Here is a 23,623-nt window from a genome sequence, read left to right on the forward strand (position 1 = left end):
CCTGTGCGCGCCTGACCGGATCATTGCCCTTCGGGAGCCTCAAGTATCGTTTTCAGCGAGACCTTGGCCGAACCCGGTTTCAGCGGTTTTTGCTGCGAGGCGTCGGGCGCCCAGCCTGACATCCAGACAATCGAGAAACTTGCCCTGACGCGGCCGTCGGGGTCGGAAAACCGCTCGGCGTAGATTTCCGCCGCACGGGCAAACAGCTTGCGAGACCCGGGGCGCCGGCTGCGATCGGTGAGCGCGCTGGTTTCGCCCATGGCCCGCAGATCTGCCATCAGGCCGAACAGGTTGGGGTAGCGCACCGTCACCGTCTCGACGTCGGCGACCGGCAAAGCGAGACCGGCACGCTGCAGAAGCGCACCGGCATCGCGCACATCGGTGAACGGGACGACACGAGGGCTGGCGCCGCCGTAGAGCTCGGTCTCGGCCGCAAGCAGGCTTTCGCGCAACTCGAAAAGCGTGCCGGCGCCGGCAAAGGCGCCGAGGAAAAGTCCGTCCGGCCGCAGCGCGCGGCGGATCTGGATCAGCATGCCGGGAATGTCGTTCATCGCCTGCAGCGACAGCAGCGAGACCGCCAGATCGAGGCTTTCCGGTTCGAACGGCACGGTTTCGAACGGTGCAATCAAGCCGGTGCCGCCGCCAATCAGAAAAGCCGTGTCCATCTCGACGCGGACAATGTCAGTGACCTTGCCGCTCTCGGCAAGCATTTCGGCTGCCGCCGGCGTCTGGCAAAACAGCACCGTCGCCGTGCCGAACCGGCGCTCGACGGCGCCCAACCGGTCGGCAAGCTCCTCGGCCGTGCGGCGCATGAGGAAGTCGGCGCCATCAACCGGATTGGCAAGCGCGCGCCGTTTGCGCGCCAGCCAGAGAGAGGTATCCATTATCGGCTGCAACGGGGCAGATCCTTGTTTGTCCGCGCCCTGAAATCGTTGATATAGTGGCGCCACGACCAACCACGTGGCCGATCCGATGCCCAAGATCAAGCCCATCGAGATCAAGAGCCTGGCCCGATCGGCCCTCGGCTGGCCGGCGCGCATCCTGTTTCCGCCGGTCTGCGCCGGTTGCCGCCGGCATGTCTCGCAGCCCGGCGTTCTGTGTGGCGCCTGCTGGACGAAGCTGCGGCTGCTGGAGCGGCCATGGTGCCCGGTGATGGGCACGCCGTTCACCCACCATATGGGCGAGGGCTTTCTGTCCGCCGAGGCGATCGCCGATCCGCCACCCTTCGAGCGCGCGCGGGCGGCCGTCGCCTATTCCGGCGTCGCCCGCCAGATGGTGCAAGGACTGAAATACCAGGATCGCACGGATCTCGCGCCATGGATGGCCCGCTGGATGGTGCGTGCCGGCGCCGATCTCATCGCCGAGGCGGATGTGGTGGTGCCGGTGCCTCTGCACTGGCGGCGGTTTTTCAGGCGGCGCTTCAACCAGTCGGCCGAACTGGCAAGGGCGGTCTCGGTGCTCAGCGAATTGCCTTTCGCACCCTCGGCGGTGCGGCGCGTGAAACTCACCCGCCAGCAGGTCGGGCTGGAAAGGCAGGAACGCGAAGAGAATGTGCGGGCCGCCTTTCGGGTGCCCGCCGAGGCGGAAATCGAGATCGCCGGCCGCAGGGTGCTTTTGATCGATGATGTCTACACCACTGGCGCCACCGTCCGTGCCGCGACCAAGGCGTTGAAACGGGGTGGCGCCGGTGCCGTCGACGTGCTGACTTTCGCCCGTGTGTTGCCGGGGGACTTTCGGGCGGACGAGTCCGCGACTATATAAGTCGGCAACGAAGAGCGGAAATTTGTCATGGTCGATGTCACGATCTACACCCGCATGATGTGCGGCTATTGCACGGCAGCCAAGCGGCTGCTCGAGCGCAAGGGCGTTGCCTTCACCGAGCACGACGCCTCATTCTCGCCTGAGCTGCGCCAGGAGATGATTTCCCGCGCCCACGGCCGCTCGACCTTTCCGCAGATTTTCATCGGCGATACGCATGTCGGCGGCTGCGACGACCTCCACGATCTGGAAGCCGAAGGCCGGCTGGACAAACTGCTCGCCAACGGCGCGACAATTTGAGGATATGACCATGGGTGTTTTCAAGGCCGCTGCGATCCAGATGCGTTCAGGTGAAAGCCCCGAGCGCAACGCGGTCGATCTCGAACGGCTGGTGCGTGAGGCGGCGGCCCAAGGTGCGACCTATATCCAGACGCCGGAAATGACCGGTGCGCTGATCCGCGACAAGGAAGCGCGCGCCGCTTCCTTCACCTCGGAAGACAAGGATATCGTCGTCGCGACCGCGCGCAGACTGGCGAGCGAACTCGGCGTCTTCCTGCATATAGGCTCGACCGCCATCCTGCGCGCCGACGGCAAGCTCGCCAACCGGGCGCTGCTGTTCGGCCCGGACGGCGCCACGCTTGCCACCTACGACAAGATCCACATGTTCGACGTCGATCTCGACAATGGCGAGTCCTGGCGCGAATCCGCCGCCTATGAACCAGGTACCGAGGCAGTCGTCACCGAGATCGACGGTGCAAGGCTCGGCTTCGCCGTTTGCTACGATCTGCGCTTTCCGCAGCTCTTCCGAGCCGAGGCGATGGCTGGTGCCGACCTGCTTTCGGTGCCCGCCGCCTTCACCCGCCAGACGGGCGAGGCGCACTGGCATGTGCTGCTCAGGGCCCGCGCCATCGAGAACGGCGCCTATGTCGTTGCCGCGGCGCAAGGCGGCCTGCATGAGGACGGCCGCGAGACCTATGGCCATTCGCTGATCGTCGACCCGTGGGGCCGCATCATCGCGGAAGCCGCGCATGACGAGCCGGCGGTGATCGTCGCCGAGATCGATCCGGCGCAGTCGGCGGCGGCGCGCAAGAAGATCCCCAATCTCAAAAATGCGCGGGATTTCGCCGTCAATGCCGGCGTGGGCGATGCGCCGCGTCTCAGGGGTGCTGCCTCTTGATCCGATTTGCCCTGATTTGCGAGCATGAGCACGAATTCGAGGGCTGGTTTCGTAGCAACGACGATTTCGACATCCAGAAGAAGCGCGGCTTTGTCGACTGTCCGACCTGCGGCTCGCACAAGGTGCAGAAAGCCCTGATGGCGCCGGCCGTGTCCACCGCGCGCAAGCAGGAAACGATAGCGCTTGCCATGGGAGAGGCGCAGAAGCAGGCCCTGGCGCAACTGAAGGCGATGGCCGAGAAGGTGCGCGAGAATGCCGACTATGTCGGCGACAAGTTCGCCGAGGAAGCGCGCAAGATCCATTTCGGCGAAAGCGATGCGCGCGGCATCTACGGCGAAGCGACACTGGAAGAGGCCAAGAGCCTGGCCGAGGACGGCGTCGAGTTCATGCCGATCCCGGTGTTTCCGGGGGACCGCAACTGAGCGGTTAGCTCACGCTGCCAATCAATTTCTCAAGCAGACGAGACAGCGTTTCCCGTTCCGCCGGCGTCAGGCTGGCGAGGATTTCGTGCTCGTTGGCGACGTGGGCGCTAACAGCCTCGTCGATCAGTGCGAGGCCCTTTTCGGTCAGCCGCACGACGATCCCGCGCCGATCGTTGGGGTGCGGCCCGCGCAGGATCAATCCGGCCGTTTCGAGCCGGTCGAGCCGGTTGGTCATGGCGCCCGACGTCACCATTGTCGCTTCGTAGAGGGCGGTCGGCGTCAAGGCGAAGGGTGATCCCGAGCGGCGCAGTGTCGCCAGAACATCGAATTCCCCGGACTGCAATCCATAACGGGCAAAGAGCGGAGCGAGGCGCTCTCGGGCGATCAGCGAAGAGGCCTCGTTCAGTCGCCCAAGCACGGCCATCGGCGAGACATCCAGATCCGGCCGCTCCCGCTTCCATTGCTCGATCGCCCTTGCTGCCCGATCCACTGTCTCACCGTTAAATATCTTGACGTTAAGAATCTTTCCATTACTTTACCTCAAGATGCAATGCTGGCCAAGGGCCGCGCGACAGGGCTCGATCATGAAATTTCTCTGGGATTCGGCGCTCGGCCTGCTGGTCGTCACCGGCGGCCTGCTCGGCCTGACGCTGCCGTTCGGCAAGCTCGCCACGGCTGCCGGCGTTCCGGCCATGGTCTGGGCCTTCGTCATCTCGCTCGGCGCCGGCGGCGTCCTGCTGTGCTCCCTGCTGCTGCGCGGCCGGAGCGTCCGGCTCACCGCGCACAAATTGCGCTATTTCTTCGTTACCGCGGCGGTGTCCTATGCCGTCCCCAATCTCCTGATGTTCTCGGCCATCCCGCACCTCGGCGCCGGCTACACCGGCATCATGTTCACGCTGTCGCCGGTCATCACGCTGGTGTTCTCGATCCTGTTGCGTGTCCGGCGTCCCAACTTGCTGGGCATTGTCGGCATCGCCGTCGGCTTCGTCGGCGCCGTCATGGTGGCGGTGACGCGCGGCGAGGCCGGCCAGCCGGCCGATTTGTTCTGGGTGGTGATGGGGCTGCTCATCCCGGTCAGCCTTGCCGCCGGCAACATCTACCGCACCGTCGACTGGCCGGAAGGCACCGGCCCGATCGAGCTTGCCGTCGGCAGCCACCTGGCGTCGGCGACGATGCTGCTGGTCGGCATTCTCGCCCTGTTCGGCGGTAGGGCTTTCGCTCCACTCGGCGGCGTGCCGCTGATCGTCGTCGCGCAGGCTGCGTCAGCGTCGGCGATGTTCGCCTTCTTCTTCCGGCTGCAGGCGGTCGGCGGCCCGGTCTATCTCAGCCAGATCGGCTACGTGGCGGCGGCAGTCGGGCTATTTGCCGGTACGGTCTTCCTTGGCGAACACTATCGGCTGCTGACCTGGGCGGGCGCGGTCATCATCACCGCCGGCGTGTTCATCACCACCAAGGCGCAAAGCCAGAAGCCGTAGAGGCTCCGACCTTCAGTCCGTGTTCTCACCGCTGGGTTCCGTCCTTGGGCGTGAGATACCTTGGCGTGGAATTCACCTGAATTTGTACCTGGATTATCTTTATCTTCTTGTTCGAGCATGATCTTTTCCGAAAGCCGTTTCCATTTTCGAAACCCCGCTCCGGGAGCCAGTCATGACTGAATCAAAGGTTCCGGAGGGAACACCTGTCGATGTCGCCGATTTTCGAGCCGCGATGCGGCTGATCGTCGGCAATGTCAGCGTCATCACCGCCGGCGTCGGCGAGGATCGCTCCGGCCTGGTGGTCATTTCGGTCGTCTCGCTGTCGGCCGAGCCGCCCAAGGTGATCGCCTGCGTCAACCGGTCGTCGTCGACCTGGCCGCTGATCGAGCGCTACCGGCATTTCGGCGTCAATTCGCTCGGGCCCCAGCATCAGCGCGTGGCCGAGCGGTTCTCCGGCTTTGGCGGCATCAAGGGCAAGGACCGCTACGAGGGCGCCGAATGGATGACGCTGAAGACCGGAGCGTCGTTGCTGTCGGATGCGGTGGCCGCCTTCGACTGCAGCCTCGACGAGATGATCGATCGCGGCACGCATTCCATCGTCATCGGTTCGGTCGAAGCCGTGCGCACCCGAGATGCCGGCCAGGCGCTGATCTACTGGCGGGGCGGCTACAGGCCGCTCGACGCCTGAACGGTCAGACCGAGCCCTTTTCCGCCAGCACCATGTAGTTGACGTCCATGTCCTTGGAGCGCGCCCAGCGGTCGGCAAGCGGATTGTAGGTGACGCCGGTGCGGTCGATGATGCTCAGGCCGGCGCCGCCAAGCGCCTTTTCGAGTTCTTCCGGGCGCACCAGCTTGCCAAACTGGTGGGTGCCGCGCGGCAACCAGCGCAGCACATACTCGGCACCGATGATGGCCAATCCCAAGGCCTTCAGCGTGCGGTTTATGGTGGCCACGAACATAATGCCGCCGGGCCGAACCATCTCGCCGCATTTGGCGACGAACAGGTCAATGTCGGCGACATGCTCGACCACTTCCATGTTGAGGATGACGTCGAATTTCTCGCCGGCGTCGGCCAGATCCTCGGCCGTCGTGGCGCGATAGTCGACGCTCACATTGCCCTCGGCCGCGTGCAGCTTGGCCACCTCGATGTTCGTTTCGGAGGCATCCGCACCCACCACCTCGGCGCCAAGCCGCGCCATCGGCTCGCACAAAAGGCCACCGCCGCAGCCGATGTCGAGAATGCGCAGGCCCTCGAAAGGCCGAGCCGCGCGCGGGTCACGGCCGAAACGCGTCGCTATCTGGTCGCGGATATAGGAGAGCCGGACCGGATTGAACTTGTGCAGCGGACGGAACTTGCCGTTCGGGTTCCACCATTCGGCGGCAAGAGCGGAAAAGCGTTCGACTTCTCCGGCATCGATCGTCGATCGTCGGGGCTCTGGCATCGGTCGGTCTCCTCGAACGCTAGGAAGTCGGGCGTGAGGCAGCGAATGTCAAGGCAACAATTTTCCGTTGCCGCCAGAGCGATGCATTCTGTCAGGGCATGTCAGTTGCCGGGTACAGCGGTGACACAATTGGCCTGGCGGCAGAGGAGAGGCATCGTTTTGAATTCGAGGGAGTGGACGATGACGCGAACGAAGGCTTCGCTGCGGCAACGGTCGATCCGTGATCCGAACACCGGGCTCTACAACCGCCACTATCTTGGAGGAGACAAGCAGATCCCGCCGTCGCAGCCAGCCAGATCGGGAGCTCCAATCATAGCCAGCTTGCGAAAGCTTCATCATTTGGCTAAGGAGGCCGCGCATTCAGCGGCCGGCGTCAGCCGGCCTTCCGCTTTTCGGGATTCCGCTTTTGGGTTGGGGTCCGGCTTCAGTCAAAGGCATTTCGCTTCCATGGCGCGCATCGTGATGAAATTCGGCGGAACCTCCGTCGCCGACATCGCCCGCATCCGCAATGTGGCGCGTCACGTCAAACGCGAGGTCGACGCTGGCCATGAAGTGGCGGTGGTCGTCTCGGCGATGGCAGGCAAGACCAATGAGCTGGTTGGCTGGACGCGCGAAGCCTCGCCGATGCACGACGCACGCGAATATGACGCGGTCGTTGCTTCCGGCGAACAGGTCACCGCAGGCCTTCTGGCGATTACGCTGCAGAACATGGGCGTGCATGCCCGTTCCTGGCAGGGCTGGCAGATCCCGATCAAGACCGACAACGCGCATGGCGCGGCGCGCATCCTCGATATCGATGGCGCGTTCCTGATCAAGCGTTTCGGCGAAGGCCAGGTGGCGGTGATCGCCGGCTTCCAGGGCATCGGCCCGGACAATCGCATCGCCACGCTCGGCCGCGGCGGCTCGGACACCAGTGCCGTGGCCATCGCCGCGGCGGTCAAGGCCGATCGTTGCGACATCTACACCGACGTCGACGGGGTCTACACCACCGATCCGCGCATCGAGCCCAAGGCGCGGCGGCTGGCCAAGATCTCGTTCGAGGAAATGCTTGAAATGGCCTCGCTCGGCGCCAAGGTTCTGCAGGTGCGTTCGGTCGAGCTTGCCATGGTGCACAGGGTGCGTACCTTCGTGCGGTCGTCCTTCGACGATCCCGAAGCGCCCGGAATGGGGGATTTGCTCAATCCGCCCGGAACGCTCATTTGCGACGAGGAAGAGATCGTGGAACAGCAGGTCGTCACCGGAATTGCCTATGCCAAGGACGAAGCGCAGATTTCGCTGCGCCGTGTCGGCGACCGGCCGGGTGTCGCCGCCGGCATCTTCGGGCCGCTGGCCGAGGCCAACATCAATGTCGACATGATCGTCCAGAACATTTCCGAGGACGGCAAGTTCACCGACATGACCTTCACCGTGCCGTCGGGCGATGTCGACAAGGCGCTGGCCGTGCTCGAGCGCCTGAAAGCCTCGATCGGTTACGATGTCGTGCAATCGGAAGCCGGCATGTCGAAGGTTTCGGTCATCGGCATCGGCATGAGGAGCCATGCCGGCGTCGCCGCCACCGCTTTCAAGGCGCTGGCCGACAAGTCGATCAACATTCGCGCCATCACGACCTCCGAGATCAAGATTTCAATCCTGATCGACGGTCCGTACACCGAACTTGCGGTTCGTACTTTGCATTCCGTCTACGGTCTGGATAAGCAGTAGCGAGAACGATTTGAGTTGTTGCGTGTGCGCCGGTCGCAGTGGAAACTGCGGCGGGCAAAATGCCCATTGGAGAAGAACCCGCGATGCGTGATCAGGCCAGTGGCCCGCGCGTTTTGCTGAAACGGCTCCGCGAGCTCATGCAGGAGCCGCTGGAGCCGCAGGAGCGGCTCGACCGGATCGTGCGCGACATCGCCTCCAACATGGTCGCCGAAGTCTGCTCGCTCTACGTGCTGCGCGCCGATTCGGTGCTCGAACTCTACGCCACCGAAGGTTTGAACCCGAACGCCGTCCACCTGGCGCAGCTGCGGCTGGGGCAAGGCCTGGTCGGCACGATCGCCGCCAGCGCGCGGCCGCTGAACCTTTCCAACGCCCAGGAACACCCGGCCTTCGCCTACCTGCCGGAGACCGGGGAAGAGATCTACAACTCCTTCCTCGGCGTGCCGGTGCTGCGGGCAGGGCGCACGCTCGGCGTGCTGGTGGTGCAGAACAAGACCATGCGTCACTACCGCGACGACGAGGTCGAGGCGCTGGAAACCACGGCTATGGTCATCGCCGAGATGATCGCCACCGGCGATCTGGCGCGGCTCACGCGTCCCGGCCTCGAACTCGATCTGCGCCGCCCTGTCAGTTTTACCGGCCTGTCCTTCAACGACGGCGTCGGGCTCGGCCATGTCGTGCTGCACGAGCCGCGCATCGTCGTCACCAATCTGTTCAATGAGGACAGCGAGGAAGAAGTTCGCCGTCTCGAAACCTCGCTCGGCTCGCTCCGGCTCTCCATCGACGACATGCTGGAGCGCCGCGACGTCGCCTTCGAGGGCGAGCATCGCCAGGTTCTGGAAGCCTATCGCATGTTCGCCAACGATCGCGGCTGGGTGCGCCGGCTGGAAGAGGCGATCCGCAACGGCTTGACGGCCGAAGCCGCGGTGGAAAAGGTGCAGAGCGACATGCGCGCCCGCATGCTGCACATGACCGATCCTTATCTGCGCGAGCGGATGTGCGATTTCGACGACCTCGCCAACCGGCTGCTGCGCCAGCTGATGGGGCGCGGGCCGGAAGATGTCGCCGCATCGCTGCCGAAGGACGCCATCATCGTCGCCCGCTCGATGGGTGCGGCCGAGCTGCTCGACTATCCCCGCGATAAGATGCGCGGGCTGGTGCTCGAGGACGGTGCCGCCACCAGCCACGTCGTCATCGTCGCGCGCGCCATGGGCATTCCCGTCGCCGGCCAGATGAAGGGCGCCGTTTCCATGGCGGAAAACGGCGATGCCATCATCGTCGACGGCGAAGAAGGCGTGATCCATTTGCGGCCGCAGCCCGACCTTGAGGCCGCCTATGCCGAAAAGGTGCGTTTCCGGGCGCGCCGGCAAGAGGTCTACCGAGAGCTGCGCAAGAAGCCGTCGATGACCAGGGACGGAGTCCAGGTCGATTTGTTGATGAATGCCGGTCTTGCCGTCGACCTGCCGCAGCTTGCCGAGGCAGGCGCGGCCGGCATCGGCCTGTTCCGCACCGAACTGCAGTTCATGGTCGCCTCGACATTTCCCCGTGCCGAGGCCCAGGAAAAGCTTTACCGCGATGTGCTCGAGGCGGCGCGCGGCAAGCCGGTCACCTTCCGCACCATCGATATCGGCGGCGACAAGGTGCTGCCCTATTTCAAGGGTGCGATCCAGGAAGAGAATCCGGCGCTTGGCTGGCGGGCGATCCGCCTGACGCTTGATCGGCCGGGGCTGCTGCGCACCCAGATCCGCGCCTTGCTCAAGGCCAGCGGCGGGCGTGAGTTGAAGCTGATGCTGCCGATGGTCACCGAACTCGGCGAGATCGCCCAGGCGCGCGAGATCATCGACCGCGAGGTGCGGCATCTGTCGCGCTTTGCCCATCACCTGCCGACCAGCCTCAAGCTGGGCGCCATGCTGGAAGTGCCGTCGCTTCTGTTCCAGCTCGATGAATTGATGAAGGCGGTCGACTTCGTCTCGGTCGGTTCGAACGATCTGTTCCAGTTCGTCATGGCCGTCGACCGCGGCAACACGCAATTGGCCAACCGCTTCGATACGCTGTCGGCGCCGTTCCTGCGTGTCCTGAAGCAGATCGCCGATGCCGGCGTCCGCAACCACACGCCGGTGACCTTGTGCGGTGAACTCGCCGGCAAGCCGATCTCGGCAATGGCGCTGATCGGTCTTGGTTTCCGCTCGATTTCGATGTCGCCGGCCTCGATCGGTCCCGTCAAGGCGATGCTGACGGAACTGCCGCTGGACGAGTTGGAGGCGTTTTTCGACGACAATCTGATGGCGCCGGCGCAGGGGCTGCCGATGCGGGCGCTGCTGCAGGCCTTTGCCGACGACCGTTCGATTCCATTGTAGCATCCTCATCATGGTCAACCTGCCACGCGATCGTATGGATCAAGTCGTCAAGCGTTTCGAGATGCTCGAAGCGCAAATGTCGGCCGGCCCGGCACCGGATGCCTATGTGCGGATGGCGTCCGAATACGCCGAGATTCAGGACATGGTGGCCAAGGTCAGGGCGCTGCGCTCGGCCGAGCATGAGCAGGCCGACCTGAAAGCGATGCTTGCCGACAAAGGCACCGATGCCGAGATGCGGGCCCTGGCGGAGGCCGACCTGCCGGAGGTGGAGGACCGCATCGAGGCGCTGCAGAAGGACATCCAGATCCTGCTACTGCCCAAGGATGCGGCCGACGACAAGAATGCCATTCTCGAAATCCGCGCTGGCACCGGCGGCGACGAGGCCGCCCTTTTCGCCGGCGACCTGTTTCGCATGTACGAGCGCTACGCTGCCGAACGCGGCTGGCGTTTCGAGACGGTGTCGGCCAGCGATGGCGACGCCGGCGGCTACAAGGAAATCATCGCCACGATCTCAGGCAAGGGCGTCTTTGCGCATCTGAAATTCGAATCCGGCGTGCACCGCGTACAGCGCGTGCCGGCGACCGAGGCGAGCGGGCGCATCCACACGTCGGCCGCCACCGTTGCCGTGCTGCCGGAAGCCGAAGAGGTCGACATCGACATCAGGGCGGAAGACATCCGCATCGACACGATGCGCGCCTCGGGCTCGGGCGGCCAGCACGTCAACACCACCGATTCGGCTGTCCGCATCACCCATTTGCCGACCGGTATCATGGTGGTGCAAGCTGAAAAGTCGCAGCACCAGAATCGCGCCAAGGCGATGCAGATCCTGCGCGCACGGCTCTATGACCTGGAGCGTAGCAAGGCGGATGAGGAACGCTCCGAATCGCGCAAGTCGCAAGTCGGCTCCGGCGACCGCTCCGAGCGCATCCGCACCTACAATTTTCCGCAAGGCCGTGTCACCGACCACCGCATCAACCTGACGCTCTACAAGCTCGACCGGGTGATGATGGGCGAACTCGACGAAGTGGTCGACGCGCTGATTGCCGATCACCAGTCGAAGCTGCTCGCAGACATCGGCATCGATGGCTGATCAACTGCCGGAGACGCTGGGGCCGTTGCTGCGGGAAGCGCAGGCTCGGCTTGCCGCCGCGGCTATCGATGATCCGGCGCTCGATGCGAGGCTGATCGTCGAACATTTTTCCGGCACGACGCGCACGCAGGCGATCGTCGATCCGGAGCGCAAGATCGATGGAAGCACTGTTGCCGCAATTTTTGACGCCTTGAGACGGCGCGCCGGCGGCGAGCCGGTGCATCGCATCCTTGGCTATCGTGAATTCTATGGTTTGCGCCTGTCGCTGTCGCCGGAAACACTGGAACCGCGGCCCGATACCGAAACCCTTGTCGAGGCGATGCTGCCTTTCGTCAGGGCAGTGGCGGTGCGGGAAGGCGAATGCCGCATCCTCGATCTTGGTACAGGCACCGGCGCCATTGCGCTGGCGCTGCTCAGTGCCGTGCCGGCCGCGATCGCCACCGGCGTCGACATGTCCGCGGGCGCGCTGGCGACGGCCAGTCGCAATGCCCGGCAACTTGGCATTGCAGGCCGGTTTACGGCGCTCCAGTCAGACTGGTTCGAAAAAGTTTCCGGCCGGTACCATGTAATTGCCGCAAACCCTCCCTATATACCGTCTGAAGACATTGGAAATCTGCAGGACGAAGTCCGCAATTTCGATCCGCGCCTGGCCTTGGATGGTGGCGCGGACGGTCTCAGCCCCTACAGGATCATCGCCGCGGAGGCGGCAAGGTTTTTGGAAACTGATGGCAGGATTGCGGTCGAGATCGGCCACACGCAGCATGACGAGGTCTCCGGGATATTCGCCGCAGCCGGCTATGTGCCGGGCGGTGCCTTTCGGGACCTTGGTGGAAACGACAGGGTTATTGTCTTTGAAAGGACAAAGCCTTGACGCAGTGCAAAAAAAGCGCTTGGCAATGCCGGGGAATGCGGCTAGGGTCGCCTTAACCGGATGAGACGAAGCAGGCAGTGCTCTTAGCGATTCGGTTTTCCTTGGAAATAGCTGCCTTCTTGCGCAAACGATGCCCAAGCTTCGTGCGGGAATCGTCCGGCAAGTGATGTAACCGGAACAGGATGGCACGTGGCGCCAACGCAATCGATGCGGGCGAACGCCGGTGAAGAGACGAAACGGCTGGCTGCATGAGCGCCTCCGTTCGTGAAGAGTTTTTCGAAAATTTCAAAATGAAGAGAGTTTGATGAGGCCACAACAGCAGAACAGGCGCATGCGCGGTCGCAACAACAATGGCGGCGGCGGTGGCAATAACAACAATAACAACAACAACAACCGCAAGGGACCAAATCCCCTGACGCGCAACTACGAGAGCAACGGCCCGGACGTGAAGATCCGCGGTTCGGCTCAGCAGATCGCCGAAAAATACGCCACCCTTGCCCGTGACGCGCACAGCTCCGGCGACCGGGTCATGGCGGAGAACTATCTCCAGCACGCCGAGCACTACAACCGCATCATCGCGGCCGCGCAGGCGCAGATGCCGATCCAGAACGCCCAACAGAATCGCGATGATTTCGACGATGACGGCGACGACGATCGCGACGAGTTCGACAATGCCGGCAACGGCGGCAACACGAATTCCGATGCCCAGGTGCCGGTGATCAACCATGGCGCCGGTCCGCAGCCGGTCATCGAAGGCATGCCGGCCGAGGTCGCGCTCAACCGGGAAAGCGGCCGCGACACTCGTGATAACAATAGCGGGCGTGACAATGGCGGGCGCAACAATGGCGGCCGCGACAACAATGGCGGGCGCCATCGCGATCGTCGCCCCAATGGCGGTTACGGCCAGAACGGCCAGCGCGACTTTGGTTCGCCTGTGGAGCAAGGCGGTCAGCCCCAGCGCAACGAGGCCCCGATCCAGGCCGAAGCTGTTTCGCCGACCGAATCTACCGAATCCGTTGTGACGATCGAGCCCGCTCCGTTGTTCGAGAATCTGTCGCCGGCGGGTCTCGCCGCCCAGGCCGAGCTCAACGAGGCTGCCGCCGAAAGCGGTGCTGCCCGTCGTCCGAGGCGCCCGCGCCGTCCGCGCGTCAACGCCGATCAGGTCGAAGGCGGTAGCGACAATGCCGATGCCGGCGAGGTGGCCACGGCCCCGGGCGACAGCAGCAATGCTGATCCGGTCATTGTCGACATCGACAACTGATCGAACGACATTTCTGGACATTGGACGGCGGAGAGAAATCTCCGCCGTTTTCGTTTTGTGCCGCGATGGAATATTGTGGGTTGACCGACATCAAGGCGTCTTGAGACAGCATGGTCCATGCCCCATATCTCGGCTGAACAGGATCCGGCTCGAATGGGCGGGTCCGTCACCGCAATCGGATCCGGTGCCGCAAAGCGGGCCGGTGATGGAAGGAGACAGATATGAACCTTGAGAAATACTCCGAGCGCGTGCGCGGCTTTATCCAGTCCGCGCAGACCATGGCGCTCTCCCGCAACCACCAGCAGTTCACACCCGAACACATCCTCAAAGTGCTCGTCGACGACGACGAGGGTCTGGCCGCATCGCTGATCGAACGCGCCGGCGGCAACGCCCGCGACGTCAAGCTTGGCGTCGAGACGGCGCTTGAGGCGATGCCAAAGGTCGAAGGCGGCAATGGCCAGCTTTATCTGGCGCAGCCGCTGGCCAAGGTGTTTTCGACCGCCGAAGAGCTGGCCAAGAAGGCTGGCGACAGCTTCGTCACCGTCGAGCGGCTGCTGCAGGCGCTCGCCATGGAGAAATCGGCCAAGACCGCCGACATCCTGGCAAAGGCCGGCGTCACCGCGCAGGCGCTCAACCAGGTCATCAACGATGTCCGCAAGGGCCGCACCGCCGATTCGGCGAGCGCCGAACAGGGCTACGACGCGCTGAAGAAATATGCGCGCGACCTGACCGCGGATGCCCGCGCCGGCAAGCTCGATCCGGTCATCGGCCGCGACGACGAGATCCGCCGCACCATCCAGGTGCTGTCGCGCCGCACCAAGAACAACCCGGTGCTGATCGGCGAACCGGGCGTCGGCAAGACGGCGATCGCCGAAGGCCTGGCGCTGCGCATCGTCAATGGCGACGTGCCGGAATCGTTGAAGGACAAGCAGCTGATGGCGCTCGACATGGGCGCGCTGATTGCCGGCGCCAAGTACCGCGGCGAGTTCGAGGAGCGGCTGAAAGCCGTACTCTCCGAAGTCACCTCGGCGGCCGGCGGGATCATCCTGTTCATCGACGAAATGCACACGCTGGTGGGCGCCGGCAAGGCAGACGGCGCCATGGATGCGTCGAACCTCCTGAAGCCGGCGCTGGCGCGCGGCGAGCTTCACTGCGTCGGCGCCACCACGCTCGATGAATATCGCAAGCATGTCGAGAAGGACGCGGCTCTTGCCCGCCGTTTCCAGCCGGTGTTCGTCGATGAGCCGACGGTGGAAGACACCGTTTCGATCCTGCGCGGCCTGAAGGAAAAATACGAACAGCACCACAAGGTGCGCATTTCGGATTCGGCGCTGGTCGCCGCGGCAACGCTGTCGAACCGCTACATCGCGGACCGGTTCCTGCCGGACAAGGCGATCGATCTTGTCGACGAAGCTGCATCGCGGCTGCGCATGCAGGTCGATTCCAAGCCCGAGGCACTCGACGAGATCGATCGCCGCATCATGCAGCTCAAGATCGAACGCGAGGCGCTGAAGGTCGAGACTGACGATGCGTCGAAGGACCGGCTCGCCCGCCTGGAAAAAGAACTCGTCGGCCTCGAGGAGGAATCGACCGAGATCACCGCCAAGTGGCAGGCCGAGAAGCAGAAGCTCGGCCTAGCCGCCGACCTGAAGAAGCAACTCGACGAGGCCCGCAACGAGCTTGCCATTGCCCAGCGCAAGGGTGAATTCCAGCGCGCCGGCGAGCTTGCCTATGGCAAGATCCCGGAACTGGAAAAGAAGCTGAAGGAAGCCGAGGCCCAGGACGGCAAGGTCGGCATGGTCGAAGAGGTGGTCACGCCCGACCACGTCGCCCATATCGTCTCGCGCTGGACCGGCATTCCGGTCGACAAGATGCTGCAGGGCGAGCGCGACAAGCTGTTGCGCATGGAAGACGAGATCGGCAAGCGCGTCGTCGGCCAGGGCGAGGCGGTGCAGGCTGTCTCGAAGGCCGTGCGCCGGGCGCGTGCGGGCCTGCAGGATCCGAACCGGCCAATCGGCTCGTTCATGTTCCTCGGACCGACGGGCGTCGGCAAGACCGAACTGACCAAGGCGCTTGCCAGCTTCCTGTTCGATGACGAGAGCGCGATGGTGCGCATCGACATGTCGGAGTTCATGGAGAAGCACTCGGTCGCCCGGCTGATCGGCGCGCCTCCCGGCTATGTCGGCTATGAGGAGGGTGGGGCGCTGACCGAAGCAGTGCGGCGCCGACCTTACCAGGTCGTGCTGTTCGACGAAATCGAGAAGGCACATCCGGACGTGTTCAACGTGCTGCTGCAGGTGCTCGATGACGGGCGCCTGACCGACGGACAGGGCCGCACGGTCGACTTCCGCAACACGCTGATCATCATGACGTCGAACCTCGGCGCCGAATATCTCGTCAATCTCGGCGAGGGTGAGGATGTCGACCAGGTTCGCGACGAAGTGATGAATGTCGTCAAGGCATCGTTCCGGCCGGAATTCCTCAACCGCGTCGACGAGGTGATTCTGTTCCACCGGCTGCGCCGACAGGATATGGGCCGCATCGTGGAGATCCAGCTCAAGCGGCTGGAAAGCCTGCTTGTCGATCGCAAGATCACGCTGTCGCTGGACCAGGAGGCTATCGACTGGCTGGCGGCCAAGGGCTACGATCCTGCCTATGGCGCGCGGCCGCTGAAGCGGGTGATGCAGAAGGAACTGCAGGACCCGTTGGCGGAAAAGATCCTGCTCGGCGACATCCTCGACGGCTCGACCGTCAAGGTGACAGCCGGTTCCGACCGGCTGAACTTCCGTTCGAAGCCGACGATTGTCGCGGCCGAGGCGGCAGCCTGATCCAACGCCGCGCGTCCATCCTGGACGCGCGGCGTATTCATACAAATGAGGGCGCCGATGACGCTGGACGACTACAACAGCTTCTGCGCTTCACTGCCTTCGACGACGCATGTCGTCCAGTGGGGCGGCGCCCATGTCTGGAAGGTCGGGGCCAAGGTCTTTGCGATCGGCGGCTGGGACCGGGGCCAGGAGCTCTTCGTCACCTTCAAATGTTCCGACATCGCGTATGATGTGCTCAAGGAGCAGCCGGGCCTGCGGCCGGCGCCCTATCTTGCTTCGCGCGGCATGACATGGATCCAGCGTCAGACAAGCCAGAGCATGGATGATGGCGCGCTGAAGGACTATCTGCGCGAGAGCCATCGCCTTGTCGCCCTGAAGCTGACGAAGCAGGCGCTAAGGGAATTGGGACTTGCCACAAGCTAGCTAATATTCCTCGAGGCGCCGGAAAACCGCCATCTTCATGCCCGGTTCATGTTGGAACTTTATGCTGGGTAACTGGTTTGCTGGCGAAGGGGTTCGCCGTACAGGGACAGTGCCGGGCGGCGGCAATTACGGACCGGAGAGTTTGGCAACGATGTTCCGCACGATCTTCACCCTCTCGGTGCTCGCCGCCGGGCTCGTGTCTACCGGCGCGCTCGCCGCGCCGACGCAGGACAATGCACCGCGCGTCGTCCGCGCCACCACGACGGGCGGCATCCTCGTCGCACAGGAAGGCAACCTCGACGTCTACTACGACGCCAGGGGCAACCGCGTCATCGTTGATGCCGATACCGGCAAGGTGATTGCCATCCAGCCGCCGCAGACCAGGCTCGACCGGCGCGCGCTGCGTCGCGAGACAAGGCTGCGCGAGCTGGGCCGTGCCCCTGATGACAATGACCGCTACTATCTCGATGATCCGGAAGACATGGCGCGGTTCCGCCGCAAGCAGTTGGAAGAGGAAGGCCGGGTCATCCCGCCGCCGGCGGACGAATATGACCCTGATAGCGACAATTCCGTGGAAGCCTTCCCGCCACCGCCGCAGGACGATGGCAGCTACGACAACAATTATCCCGATGCGCCGCAGCCGGCAGAGCCGCGCACCATCGAGCGCCAGCCGCTGGATCAGGCCTCGATAGAACCTGTCGAGCCGGCAGTGCCCTCCGATCAGGCGGGACTGCCGCCGAAGGCCGGCGGCAAGACCACCGCCGAGCCGTCGCTTTCGCTGGGAGCACGCCAGGATGTCGCAGCGCTGCAGGTGCTGCTAGACCGGGGTGGAGCTTCGCCCGGCGTCATCGATGGGCGCTTCGGTTCGAATGTCGACAAGGCTCTGGCCGCCTACAACCAAATCACCGGCAGCAATCTGCGGTCGACTGATGCGGTCGGCATTCAGGCAGCCCTTGCGCAGTCCGGCGGCGATGCCTTCGCCAACTACACCATCACGCCGGAGGATGCGGCCGGTCCCTATGTCGCCTCGATTCCGGAAGACTACAGCCAGAAGGCGCAGCTCGACCGCATGGGCTATACGTCGGTGACCGAAGCGCTCGCCGAGCGCTTTCACATGGACGAGAATTATCTCAAGGCGCTCAATCCGGACGCCGACTTCAATCGTCCCGGCACGATCATCAAGGTTGCCAATTTCGGCAAACTGGTCTCGACACCGGTTGCCCGTATCGTCGCCGACAAGGGCAGGAAAGAGGTCTTCGCCTATGATGCGGGTGGCAAGCTGGTGGCGGCCTATCCCGCAACCATCGGCTCGTCGGATACACCGTCACCGTCCGGCATACACACTGTATCGCGCGTCGCGCTCGATCCGAACTATACCTACAACCCCAGCATCAACTTCAAGCAGGGCCAGAACGACAAGGTCCTGACCATTCCACCGGGCCCGAACGGCCCGGTCGGCTCGGTGTGGATCGCCCTGGACAAGCCGACCTACGGCATCCACGGCACGCCAGACCCGTCGAAGATCGGCAAGACCGAAAGCCATGGCTGCGTGCGCCTGACCAACTGGGATGCGCGGGAACTCGCCAAGCTCGTTTCGCCGGGTGTGACGGTGGAGTTCGTCGACTAGCGCGCGCTGAGATTCAGGTCAGGTTCGGCCTGACTTGAACCTCCACGCACCCAGACGCTCAGCCGATAATCTTGCGCACCCAGTTCGCGCCTGGCGTTGCCGCGTAGATCAGCTGCACCACCAGGATGAAGCCGACGCTGAGCAAGGGAGTGATCATGCACAATGCGGCACCGATCGCCCACAGGATCTGCGCCTTGACGATGCGCAGATAGACCGTGCGTTTTGTATCCGCACCGACGCCCTCTGCGAGAAAGCCGTTTTTGTCCGCATAGCGCCAACTGGCGAACAGCGCGACGCCGAGCATCAGCAGATTGAGCCAGTAGACGAGGACCGCGGTTCTGAACTCGAGGAAATCGGCCAAAAGGTCGGTCGAGAACGGCAGCAGGGCGATGAAAGCGAGAAAGCAGAGGTTCAGCGTGGCAAGGCGCCGGTCGGATTTGGCGATCAGCCCATGTTGCGCCTGCTGGCCGAACCAGAAGATGGTCAGCGTCAGGAAGCTCAGGGCATAGGTCAGGAAGCGTGGCGCCAGAGCCGCGATCGCCGCGAGCAGATCGTGCTCCGAATGGATCGCCTCGTGCGCCGGCACCCTGATCTCTAGGACGATCAGCGTGAGTGCAATGGCGAACACCCCGTCGGTGATGCCGACGATACGGCCGCGTCCCTCCGCCGATGCTTCAAGTGGCCGCTTCATCGATTTCTCCCCGGCTGCAACTTTCCAGAAAACCTAGCATGACTGCCGCCGTTTGCACCCGGACAGGCCCAACCCCGGCGATATGGCTGGGTTCAAGGACGTCAAGCCACTGGCTGGTTGTTGCCGGCACGCATGCGGTCTAAGCAAGGTTCCATGCATTCACCAAGTGAAGCCGCCGCCGTCCCGCTGATCAGTCCGGTCACGAATGGTACGTTCTGTCCGCCATCGCAGCGGCGATTTGTGTTGATCGCAGCGATCCTGGCCTCGGCGCTCGGCTTCATCGACGGTTCGATCCTGGCCATCGCCATGCCGGCGATCCGCGTCAACCTTGGCGCCAGCCTTGCCGAGGCACAGTGGATTTCCAATGCCTATGCGTTGACGCTTTCGGCGCTGATCCTTGCCGGGGGTGCTGCCGGCGATCGATTCGGGTTGCGTCGCGCTTTCGTGGCAGGCATTGCGCTGTTCATTGTCGCCTCGCTTGCCTGTGCGCTGGCGCCGAATGCGGTGGTGCTGATCGCATTTCGCGCCCTTCAGGGCATTGGCGCGGCGATCATGGTTCCGGGCAGCCTCGCCATCATCGCCAAGGCCTATCCGAAAAAAGAGCGCGGGCGCGCCATCGGCATCTGGGCGGCGGCCTCGGCGCTGACCACAGCTCTTGGCCCGGTGCTCGGCGGCTTCGTGCTGTCGGCCTTCGGCGACGGCATCTGGCGGGCGATCTTCGCCATCAACCTGCCGCTCGGCCTCATCTCGATCTATCTTCTGCTGGCGAGGGTTCCAGCCGACGTGCCGACGGAGAAACGCAGTCTGGATCTCGGCGGTGCCGCGCTCGCGACATTGGCCTTCGGCGCGCTCGCCTATGGGCTGACCTCGATGAGCGCCAGCGGCGACGGCCATATGTCGGGGCCAAGCATTGCCGCCGGCGCTGTGTTGCTGGTCGTCTTCATCGTCTTCGAGCTTAGGCGGCGCGAACCGATGATCGATCTGTCGCTGTTTCGCGTCGGCGCTTTCGCCGGCGCCAATCTGGCGACGTTCTTCCTCTATTTCGCGCTGTCGGCCAATCTTTTCTATCTGCCGATGCTGCTGATCGCAGGCTGGGGATTGAGCACGGCCGAGGTCGGCTTCATCTTCCTGCCCCTGTCGGCATCGATGGCACTTTTGTCGGGACCGGTCGGCCAGCTGTCGGACCGGATCGGGCCGCGCTTTCCGATCGCCTGCGGCAGCCTTGTCGTGGCTTTCGCTTTTGCCGGACTTGCTTTGCTCACCCATGCCGGCATCCACAATTTCTGGACGGGAACATTCCCGCTGATGGCGCTGATGGGGCTCGGCATGGCGCTGGTCGTGTCGCCGCTGTCGACGGCGATCATGACGGCTGTGGACGACAAGGATACCGGTGCTGCCTCCGGCATAAACAATGCCGTCTCGCGCATCGGCGGCCTGATCGCAGTGGCAGCGATGGGCTCGCTTGCCGCCTGGGTCTACGCGGACGCACTGGATGGGAATGCGACGCCCGGTGTGCCGGGCTTTGGCGAGCCGTCGACGGTTGGGCTGGCGCCGGCAGTCGATGCGGCAAGGCTCGCCGCCAGCGACGCCGCGTTTTCCGCCGTCTCTGCGGTGACGGCGCTGCTGTGCCTGCTTTCGGCTGTTATCGCCTGGACGACCATTTCCGGTCAGCGGCTGCCTTGGCCGTGGCGTACGGACAATCCGCAAGGTTGACCGATTGACCGATCAGCCGTCGATCTTGGCGCTCGCAACCTTCAGCGGATCACTGTCTTCCTGCTTCAGCAGGTCGTCGATGCGCTCGCGTTCGCGCTTGAAAGCGACGAGGTCGTCACCCTTCAGCACCTTGCCGACCGGCAAGCGCACACGCATCGGATCCACCTTGGTGCCGTTGACGATCAGTTCGTAGTGAAGGTGGGGGCCGGTAGCGAGGCCGGTCTGGCCGAGATAGCCGATCGTCTGGCCCTGGCGAACGCGCACGCCTGGTTCGATGCCCTTGGCAAAGGCGCTCTGGTGATTGTAGGACGTCTCGTAGCCATTGGCATGACGGATGATGATCTGTTTGCCATAGCCGCCAGCCCAGCCGACCTTCTCGACAGTACCGTTGCCGGCGGCGATGATCGGCGTGCCGATGGGCGCGGCCCAATCGACGCCGGTGTGCATGCGGACATAGCCAAGGATCGGATGCCTGCGGGCGCCAAAACCGGAGCGGAATTTTCCGGCGGGCAGGGGATTGCGCAACAGGAACTGCTGGGCGCTCGAGCCGTCCCCGTCGAAATAGTCGGTGCTGCCGTCCTGCATCTGGAAGCGATAGAAGTTGCGCGTCGTGCCGCCGAACGTCGCCGAGACGTAGAGAAGGTCGGAACTGTCCGACGTCTGGTCGTCGCCATCGGGCTGCGAGAACAGCACTTCGATGCGGTCGGCGGGGCTCAGTCGGGACTGGAAGTCGACGTCGGACGCCAGCAACTTGATCAGCCGCTGGGTCATCGCCTTGGACATGCCGTAGGAATAGGCGGCGCGGTAAATGCCGTCATAGACGTTGGGCAGGTTGCCGCGCACCACCACCGGCGGCGAATCGTCGAATGCCGTCAGCAATTCGGGATTCGGCTCCGGCTCCTGTGCCGGCACATACTGGCCGCGATCGTCGAGCGCGATGGTGACGATGTGCTGCGTTCTGTCGTAGACGCTGGTGCGCACGACCTTGGCGACATCGCCGTGAACCTCGAGGCCGACACGCAGCACGGTTCCGGCCTTGAGCGCCGTCGCGTTCAACAGCTTGGCGATCGCTTCGGCCATGCCAGTGGCGTCTTCACCCGTATAGCCCGAATCAGCAAGAGCTTCGGTGACGTCGAGATCCTTGGTGAAGGGGATGATTTCCTCGGCAAAAGCCGGCGCCTGGTCGTCGGCGGCGGCGCGGGGCGCCACCGAGACGTTTTCCGGCACGATCTTGACGTCGTAGGAGCCGGCCATGCTCTCGGCAAAAGCTTCGCCGAATCGCTGCGGGTCGACATAGTGGAGTGAAGCAACCTGGACAGCACCGTCACTGAGGTCGGTGCCAGCTTCGCGCACCACCTTTTCCACCTCGTCGGCGGACAGGTCGCTCTTTTCGTCGAAGGCCGCCGTCTCGATCGGGAAATCGACGGTCTTCAGGCTCATCTCGCTTTCGACCTTGGCGCCATAGATCTGGCCGGAAGCGGCCGAGGCTGTGGCCGGCTGCGCCGCGCTGTCGTCGCCGTCGTCACCGAACACCTGCATCGGGTCGAAGGGCGGGTAGGCGCGATTGGTGGTGTGACCGGCGGCAAGCGCCATCTTGATCTGCACGAAAGGCATGGTGTGGATGACGTCACGGTCGCCGACCTTGGTGACCATCGACACTTCCATCCGGCGGCGATCCTTGGCCTTGGCGATCTGGCGCGGCGGCACCAGCCTGGTCGTCTTGGCCACTTCACCGGAATCGCCATTGCTGGCAAGGCTGATCAGTTCCGCAATCTCGGGTGGCGTCGCCAGCTGCTGACGTCCGTCAAGGGCGGCAAACAGCGCCACGCCCATCAGCACGCTCGAGGTCACGCCGGTGAGGAAGGTGCCTGACAGCCAGCGTGCGGAAACCTCGCGCCGGTCGGGCGGGCCGCTGCGGCCGTCCGCGATAAGCGGCGGCTCGTTGCCGAGTTCGGCTATGACATCTTCCGTGTCTGGCATCCAGAAAGGCTGCTTCTTCCCCGGGCGGAACGGCTTGTCGCTTTTGTTGTGGCCGTGACATTTGCCTGTCATGGCAGGTGAAGTCAACGAAGCCTGGGCCCCGGCCGAATTCCCCTCGCGCACTTCTCTTGTATGGAGCGCTCTATAAAGAGGGGCGGTGCGCCTTCTCTGCAAGGCCCATCGCGCACCCCTGTGTGAGGCTCCTAAGAGGCACCGCGCCGTCGACGCTGCGCCTCTTTTGTTGGCTTTGGTGTCGAACGGCAATGCGGCGGCAATAGGGCTCCGTCGTGGCCGCCCACCCGCGTTGTCCGGCTTCCCCTGGGGCAGCCGGCTATCAACAGATCGGGCCCGAGATTTCTGTCGCAAAAAGTTCAAAAACTTTGAGATGGCTGTTGACACTTCTGCTCGGCGGCGACTATATACGCCTCACCAACGAGGGCGGCTCGCCGCTGGCGACGAAGAAGTTTGCTTCTAAGCCTGCCCTTTGAGAAATTCAAGAGAGCCGCGTAAGCGACACTCGGACGGCCCCGGAGCCAAAAGCGAAACGGGCCACGACACTGCGTCTGCGGTGTCTGTTCTTTGAAAATTGAATATTGAAGAAAGAGAAACGTGGGCGGCAGAGTCCTGCTGAACCTCTTATCCCGCCAGGGATAGAAGGTTCGAACGAGACTTTGGCGGACACGTTTTGAGAGAATAAAGTCTACCAAGACACGTGAGTGTCTAGGTGTGAATGTTCTCGTCAATTCAAAGCGTGACCAGATAAAAGCCAATCAAAGTTTCAAAACTTGAGAGTTTGATCCTGGCTCAGAA

At 63.6% G+C, this 23,623-nt stretch carries 20 protein-coding genes and 1 rRNA gene (1 of these 21 cut by a window edge); 16 read left to right on the top strand and 5 right to left on the bottom strand.

Annotation, left to right across the window (positions count from 1 at the left end; translation table 11 throughout):
• Window positions 1-20 precede the first annotated feature (20 nt).
• Complete coding sequence (locus AC1RZR_RS09520) at window positions 21-896, bottom strand: class I SAM-dependent methyltransferase (protein ID WP_481828345.1); 876 nt, start codon at window positions 894-896, stop codon at window positions 21-23.
• A gap of 64 nt (window positions 897-960) precedes the next feature.
• Here AC1RZR_RS09520 and AC1RZR_RS09525 point away from each other — a divergent pair, with 64 nt between their 5' ends.
• Genes AC1RZR_RS09525 through AC1RZR_RS09540 form a run of 4 tightly spaced genes read left to right on the top strand, consistent with a single transcriptional unit; the run spans window position 961 to window position 3,357 of the window.
• Window positions 961-1,761: a ComF family protein gene (locus AC1RZR_RS09525; protein WP_477269741.1), complete on the top strand. Its 801-nt coding sequence runs from the start codon at window positions 961-963 to the stop codon at window positions 1,759-1,761.
• A gap of 27 nt (window positions 1,762-1,788) precedes the next feature.
• The gene (gene grxC / locus AC1RZR_RS09530) at window positions 1,789-2,058 is read left to right on the top strand and encodes a glutaredoxin 3 (RefSeq protein ID WP_477269743.1); all 270 of its coding nucleotides are present in this window, start codon (window positions 1,789-1,791) and stop codon (window positions 2,056-2,058) included.
• Window positions 2,059-2,068: 10 nt separating this feature from the next.
• A complete protein-coding gene (locus AC1RZR_RS09535; RefSeq protein ID WP_481828346.1) occupies window positions 2,069-2,935 on the top strand; it encodes a carbon-nitrogen hydrolase family protein in 867 nt (288 codons plus the stop codon).
• Window positions 2,932-3,357 (top strand): DUF1178 family protein, encoded by a 426-nt coding sequence (locus AC1RZR_RS09540; protein WP_477269746.1) that lies wholly within the window; start codon window positions 2,932-2,934, stop codon window positions 3,355-3,357. Before AC1RZR_RS09535 ends, AC1RZR_RS09540 begins: the two co-directional genes overlap by 4 nt.
• A gap of 4 nt (window positions 3,358-3,361) precedes the next feature.
• On the opposite strand, the gene AC1RZR_RS09545 is transcribed toward AC1RZR_RS09540, so the two are convergent.
• Window positions 3,362-3,847: a MarR family winged helix-turn-helix transcriptional regulator gene (locus tag AC1RZR_RS09545; RefSeq protein WP_477269748.1), complete on the bottom strand. Its 486-nt coding sequence runs from the start codon at window positions 3,845-3,847 to the stop codon at window positions 3,362-3,364.
• A gap of 94 nt (window positions 3,848-3,941) precedes the next feature.
• Here AC1RZR_RS09545 and AC1RZR_RS09550 point away from each other — a divergent pair, with 94 nt between their 5' ends.
• Window positions 3,942-4,832, top strand: a complete 891-nt coding sequence (locus AC1RZR_RS09550) for a DMT family transporter (RefSeq protein ID WP_481828347.1) — start codon at window positions 3,942-3,944, stop codon at window positions 4,830-4,832.
• Between the two features lie 172 nt (window positions 4,833-5,004).
• On the top strand, window positions 5,005-5,520 hold the full coding sequence (locus tag AC1RZR_RS09555; RefSeq protein ID WP_379103289.1) for a flavin reductase family protein: 516 nt from the start codon (window positions 5,005-5,007) through the stop codon (window positions 5,518-5,520).
• Window positions 5,521-5,524: 4 nt separating this feature from the next.
• Here AC1RZR_RS09555 and ubiG read toward each other — a convergent pair whose 3' ends face one another.
• The gene (ubiG, locus tag AC1RZR_RS09560) at window positions 5,525-6,274 is read right to left on the bottom strand and encodes a bifunctional 2-polyprenyl-6-hydroxyphenol methylase/3-demethylubiquinol 3-O-methyltransferase UbiG (RefSeq protein WP_111548894.1); all 750 of its coding nucleotides are present in this window, start codon (window positions 6,272-6,274) and stop codon (window positions 5,525-5,527) included.
• Window positions 6,275-6,721: 447 nt separating this feature from the next.
• Here ubiG and AC1RZR_RS09565 point away from each other — a divergent pair, with 447 nt between their 5' ends.
• From AC1RZR_RS09565 to AC1RZR_RS09600, 8 genes are all read left to right on the top strand, one after another.
• Complete coding sequence (locus AC1RZR_RS09565; protein WP_481828348.1) at window positions 6,722-7,975, top strand: aspartate kinase; 1,254 nt, start codon at window positions 6,722-6,724, stop codon at window positions 7,973-7,975.
• Between the two features lie 83 nt (window positions 7,976-8,058).
• Window positions 8,059-10,329 (top strand): phosphoenolpyruvate--protein phosphotransferase, encoded by a 2,271-nt coding sequence (ptsP, locus tag AC1RZR_RS09570; protein ID WP_481828349.1) that lies wholly within the window; start codon window positions 8,059-8,061, stop codon window positions 10,327-10,329.
• Window positions 10,330-10,339: 10 nt separating this feature from the next.
• Window positions 10,340-11,419: a peptide chain release factor 1 gene (prfA, locus tag AC1RZR_RS09575; RefSeq protein WP_477269754.1), complete on the top strand. Its 1,080-nt coding sequence runs from the start codon at window positions 10,340-10,342 to the stop codon at window positions 11,417-11,419.
• On the top strand, window positions 11,412-12,290 hold the full coding sequence (gene prmC / locus AC1RZR_RS09580; protein ID WP_481828350.1) for a peptide chain release factor N(5)-glutamine methyltransferase: 879 nt from the start codon (window positions 11,412-11,414) through the stop codon (window positions 12,288-12,290). Before prfA ends, prmC begins: the two co-directional genes overlap by 8 nt.
• A 304-nt stretch (window positions 12,291-12,594) precedes the next feature.
• Complete coding sequence (locus AC1RZR_RS09585; protein WP_481828351.1) at window positions 12,595-13,551, top strand: DUF4167 domain-containing protein; 957 nt, start codon at window positions 12,595-12,597, stop codon at window positions 13,549-13,551.
• 221 nt (window positions 13,552-13,772) lie between these two features.
• A complete protein-coding gene (gene clpB / locus AC1RZR_RS09590; RefSeq protein ID WP_481828352.1) occupies window positions 13,773-16,379 on the top strand; it encodes an ATP-dependent chaperone ClpB in 2,607 nt (868 codons plus the stop codon).
• Window positions 16,380-16,436: 57 nt separating this feature from the next.
• Window positions 16,437-16,802: an MmcQ/YjbR family DNA-binding protein gene (locus AC1RZR_RS09595; RefSeq protein ID WP_481828353.1), complete on the top strand. Its 366-nt coding sequence runs from the start codon at window positions 16,437-16,439 to the stop codon at window positions 16,800-16,802.
• Window positions 16,803-16,953: 151 nt separating this feature from the next.
• Entirely contained in the window at window positions 16,954-18,429 is a 1,476-nt protein-coding gene (locus AC1RZR_RS09600; RefSeq protein WP_477269764.1) for a L,D-transpeptidase family protein, read from the top strand.
• Between the two features lie 58 nt (window positions 18,430-18,487).
• Here the strand turns inward: AC1RZR_RS09600 and AC1RZR_RS09605 are convergent, their stop codons facing one another.
• Complete coding sequence (locus AC1RZR_RS09605) at window positions 18,488-19,120, bottom strand: TMEM175 family protein (RefSeq protein ID WP_477269766.1); 633 nt, start codon at window positions 19,118-19,120, stop codon at window positions 18,488-18,490.
• 153 nt (window positions 19,121-19,273) lie between these two features.
• Here AC1RZR_RS09605 and AC1RZR_RS09610 point away from each other — a divergent pair, with 153 nt between their 5' ends.
• Window positions 19,274-20,833, top strand: coding sequence for an MFS transporter (locus AC1RZR_RS09610; protein ID WP_477269768.1), 1,560 nt, complete (start codon window positions 19,274-19,276; stop codon window positions 20,831-20,833).
• 12 nt (window positions 20,834-20,845) lie between these two features.
• Here AC1RZR_RS09610 and AC1RZR_RS09615 read toward each other — a convergent pair whose 3' ends face one another.
• Window positions 20,846-22,813: a M23 family metallopeptidase gene (locus tag AC1RZR_RS09615; RefSeq protein ID WP_477269770.1), complete on the bottom strand. Its 1,968-nt coding sequence runs from the start codon at window positions 22,811-22,813 to the stop codon at window positions 20,846-20,848.
• Window positions 22,814-23,594: 781 nt separating this feature from the next.
• Here AC1RZR_RS09615 and AC1RZR_RS09620 point away from each other — a divergent pair.
• A 16S ribosomal RNA gene (locus AC1RZR_RS09620) occupies window positions 23,595-23,623 on the top strand; it runs 1,456 nt beyond the window's last position.

This window comes from Mesorhizobium bavaricum (assembly GCF_056781655.1).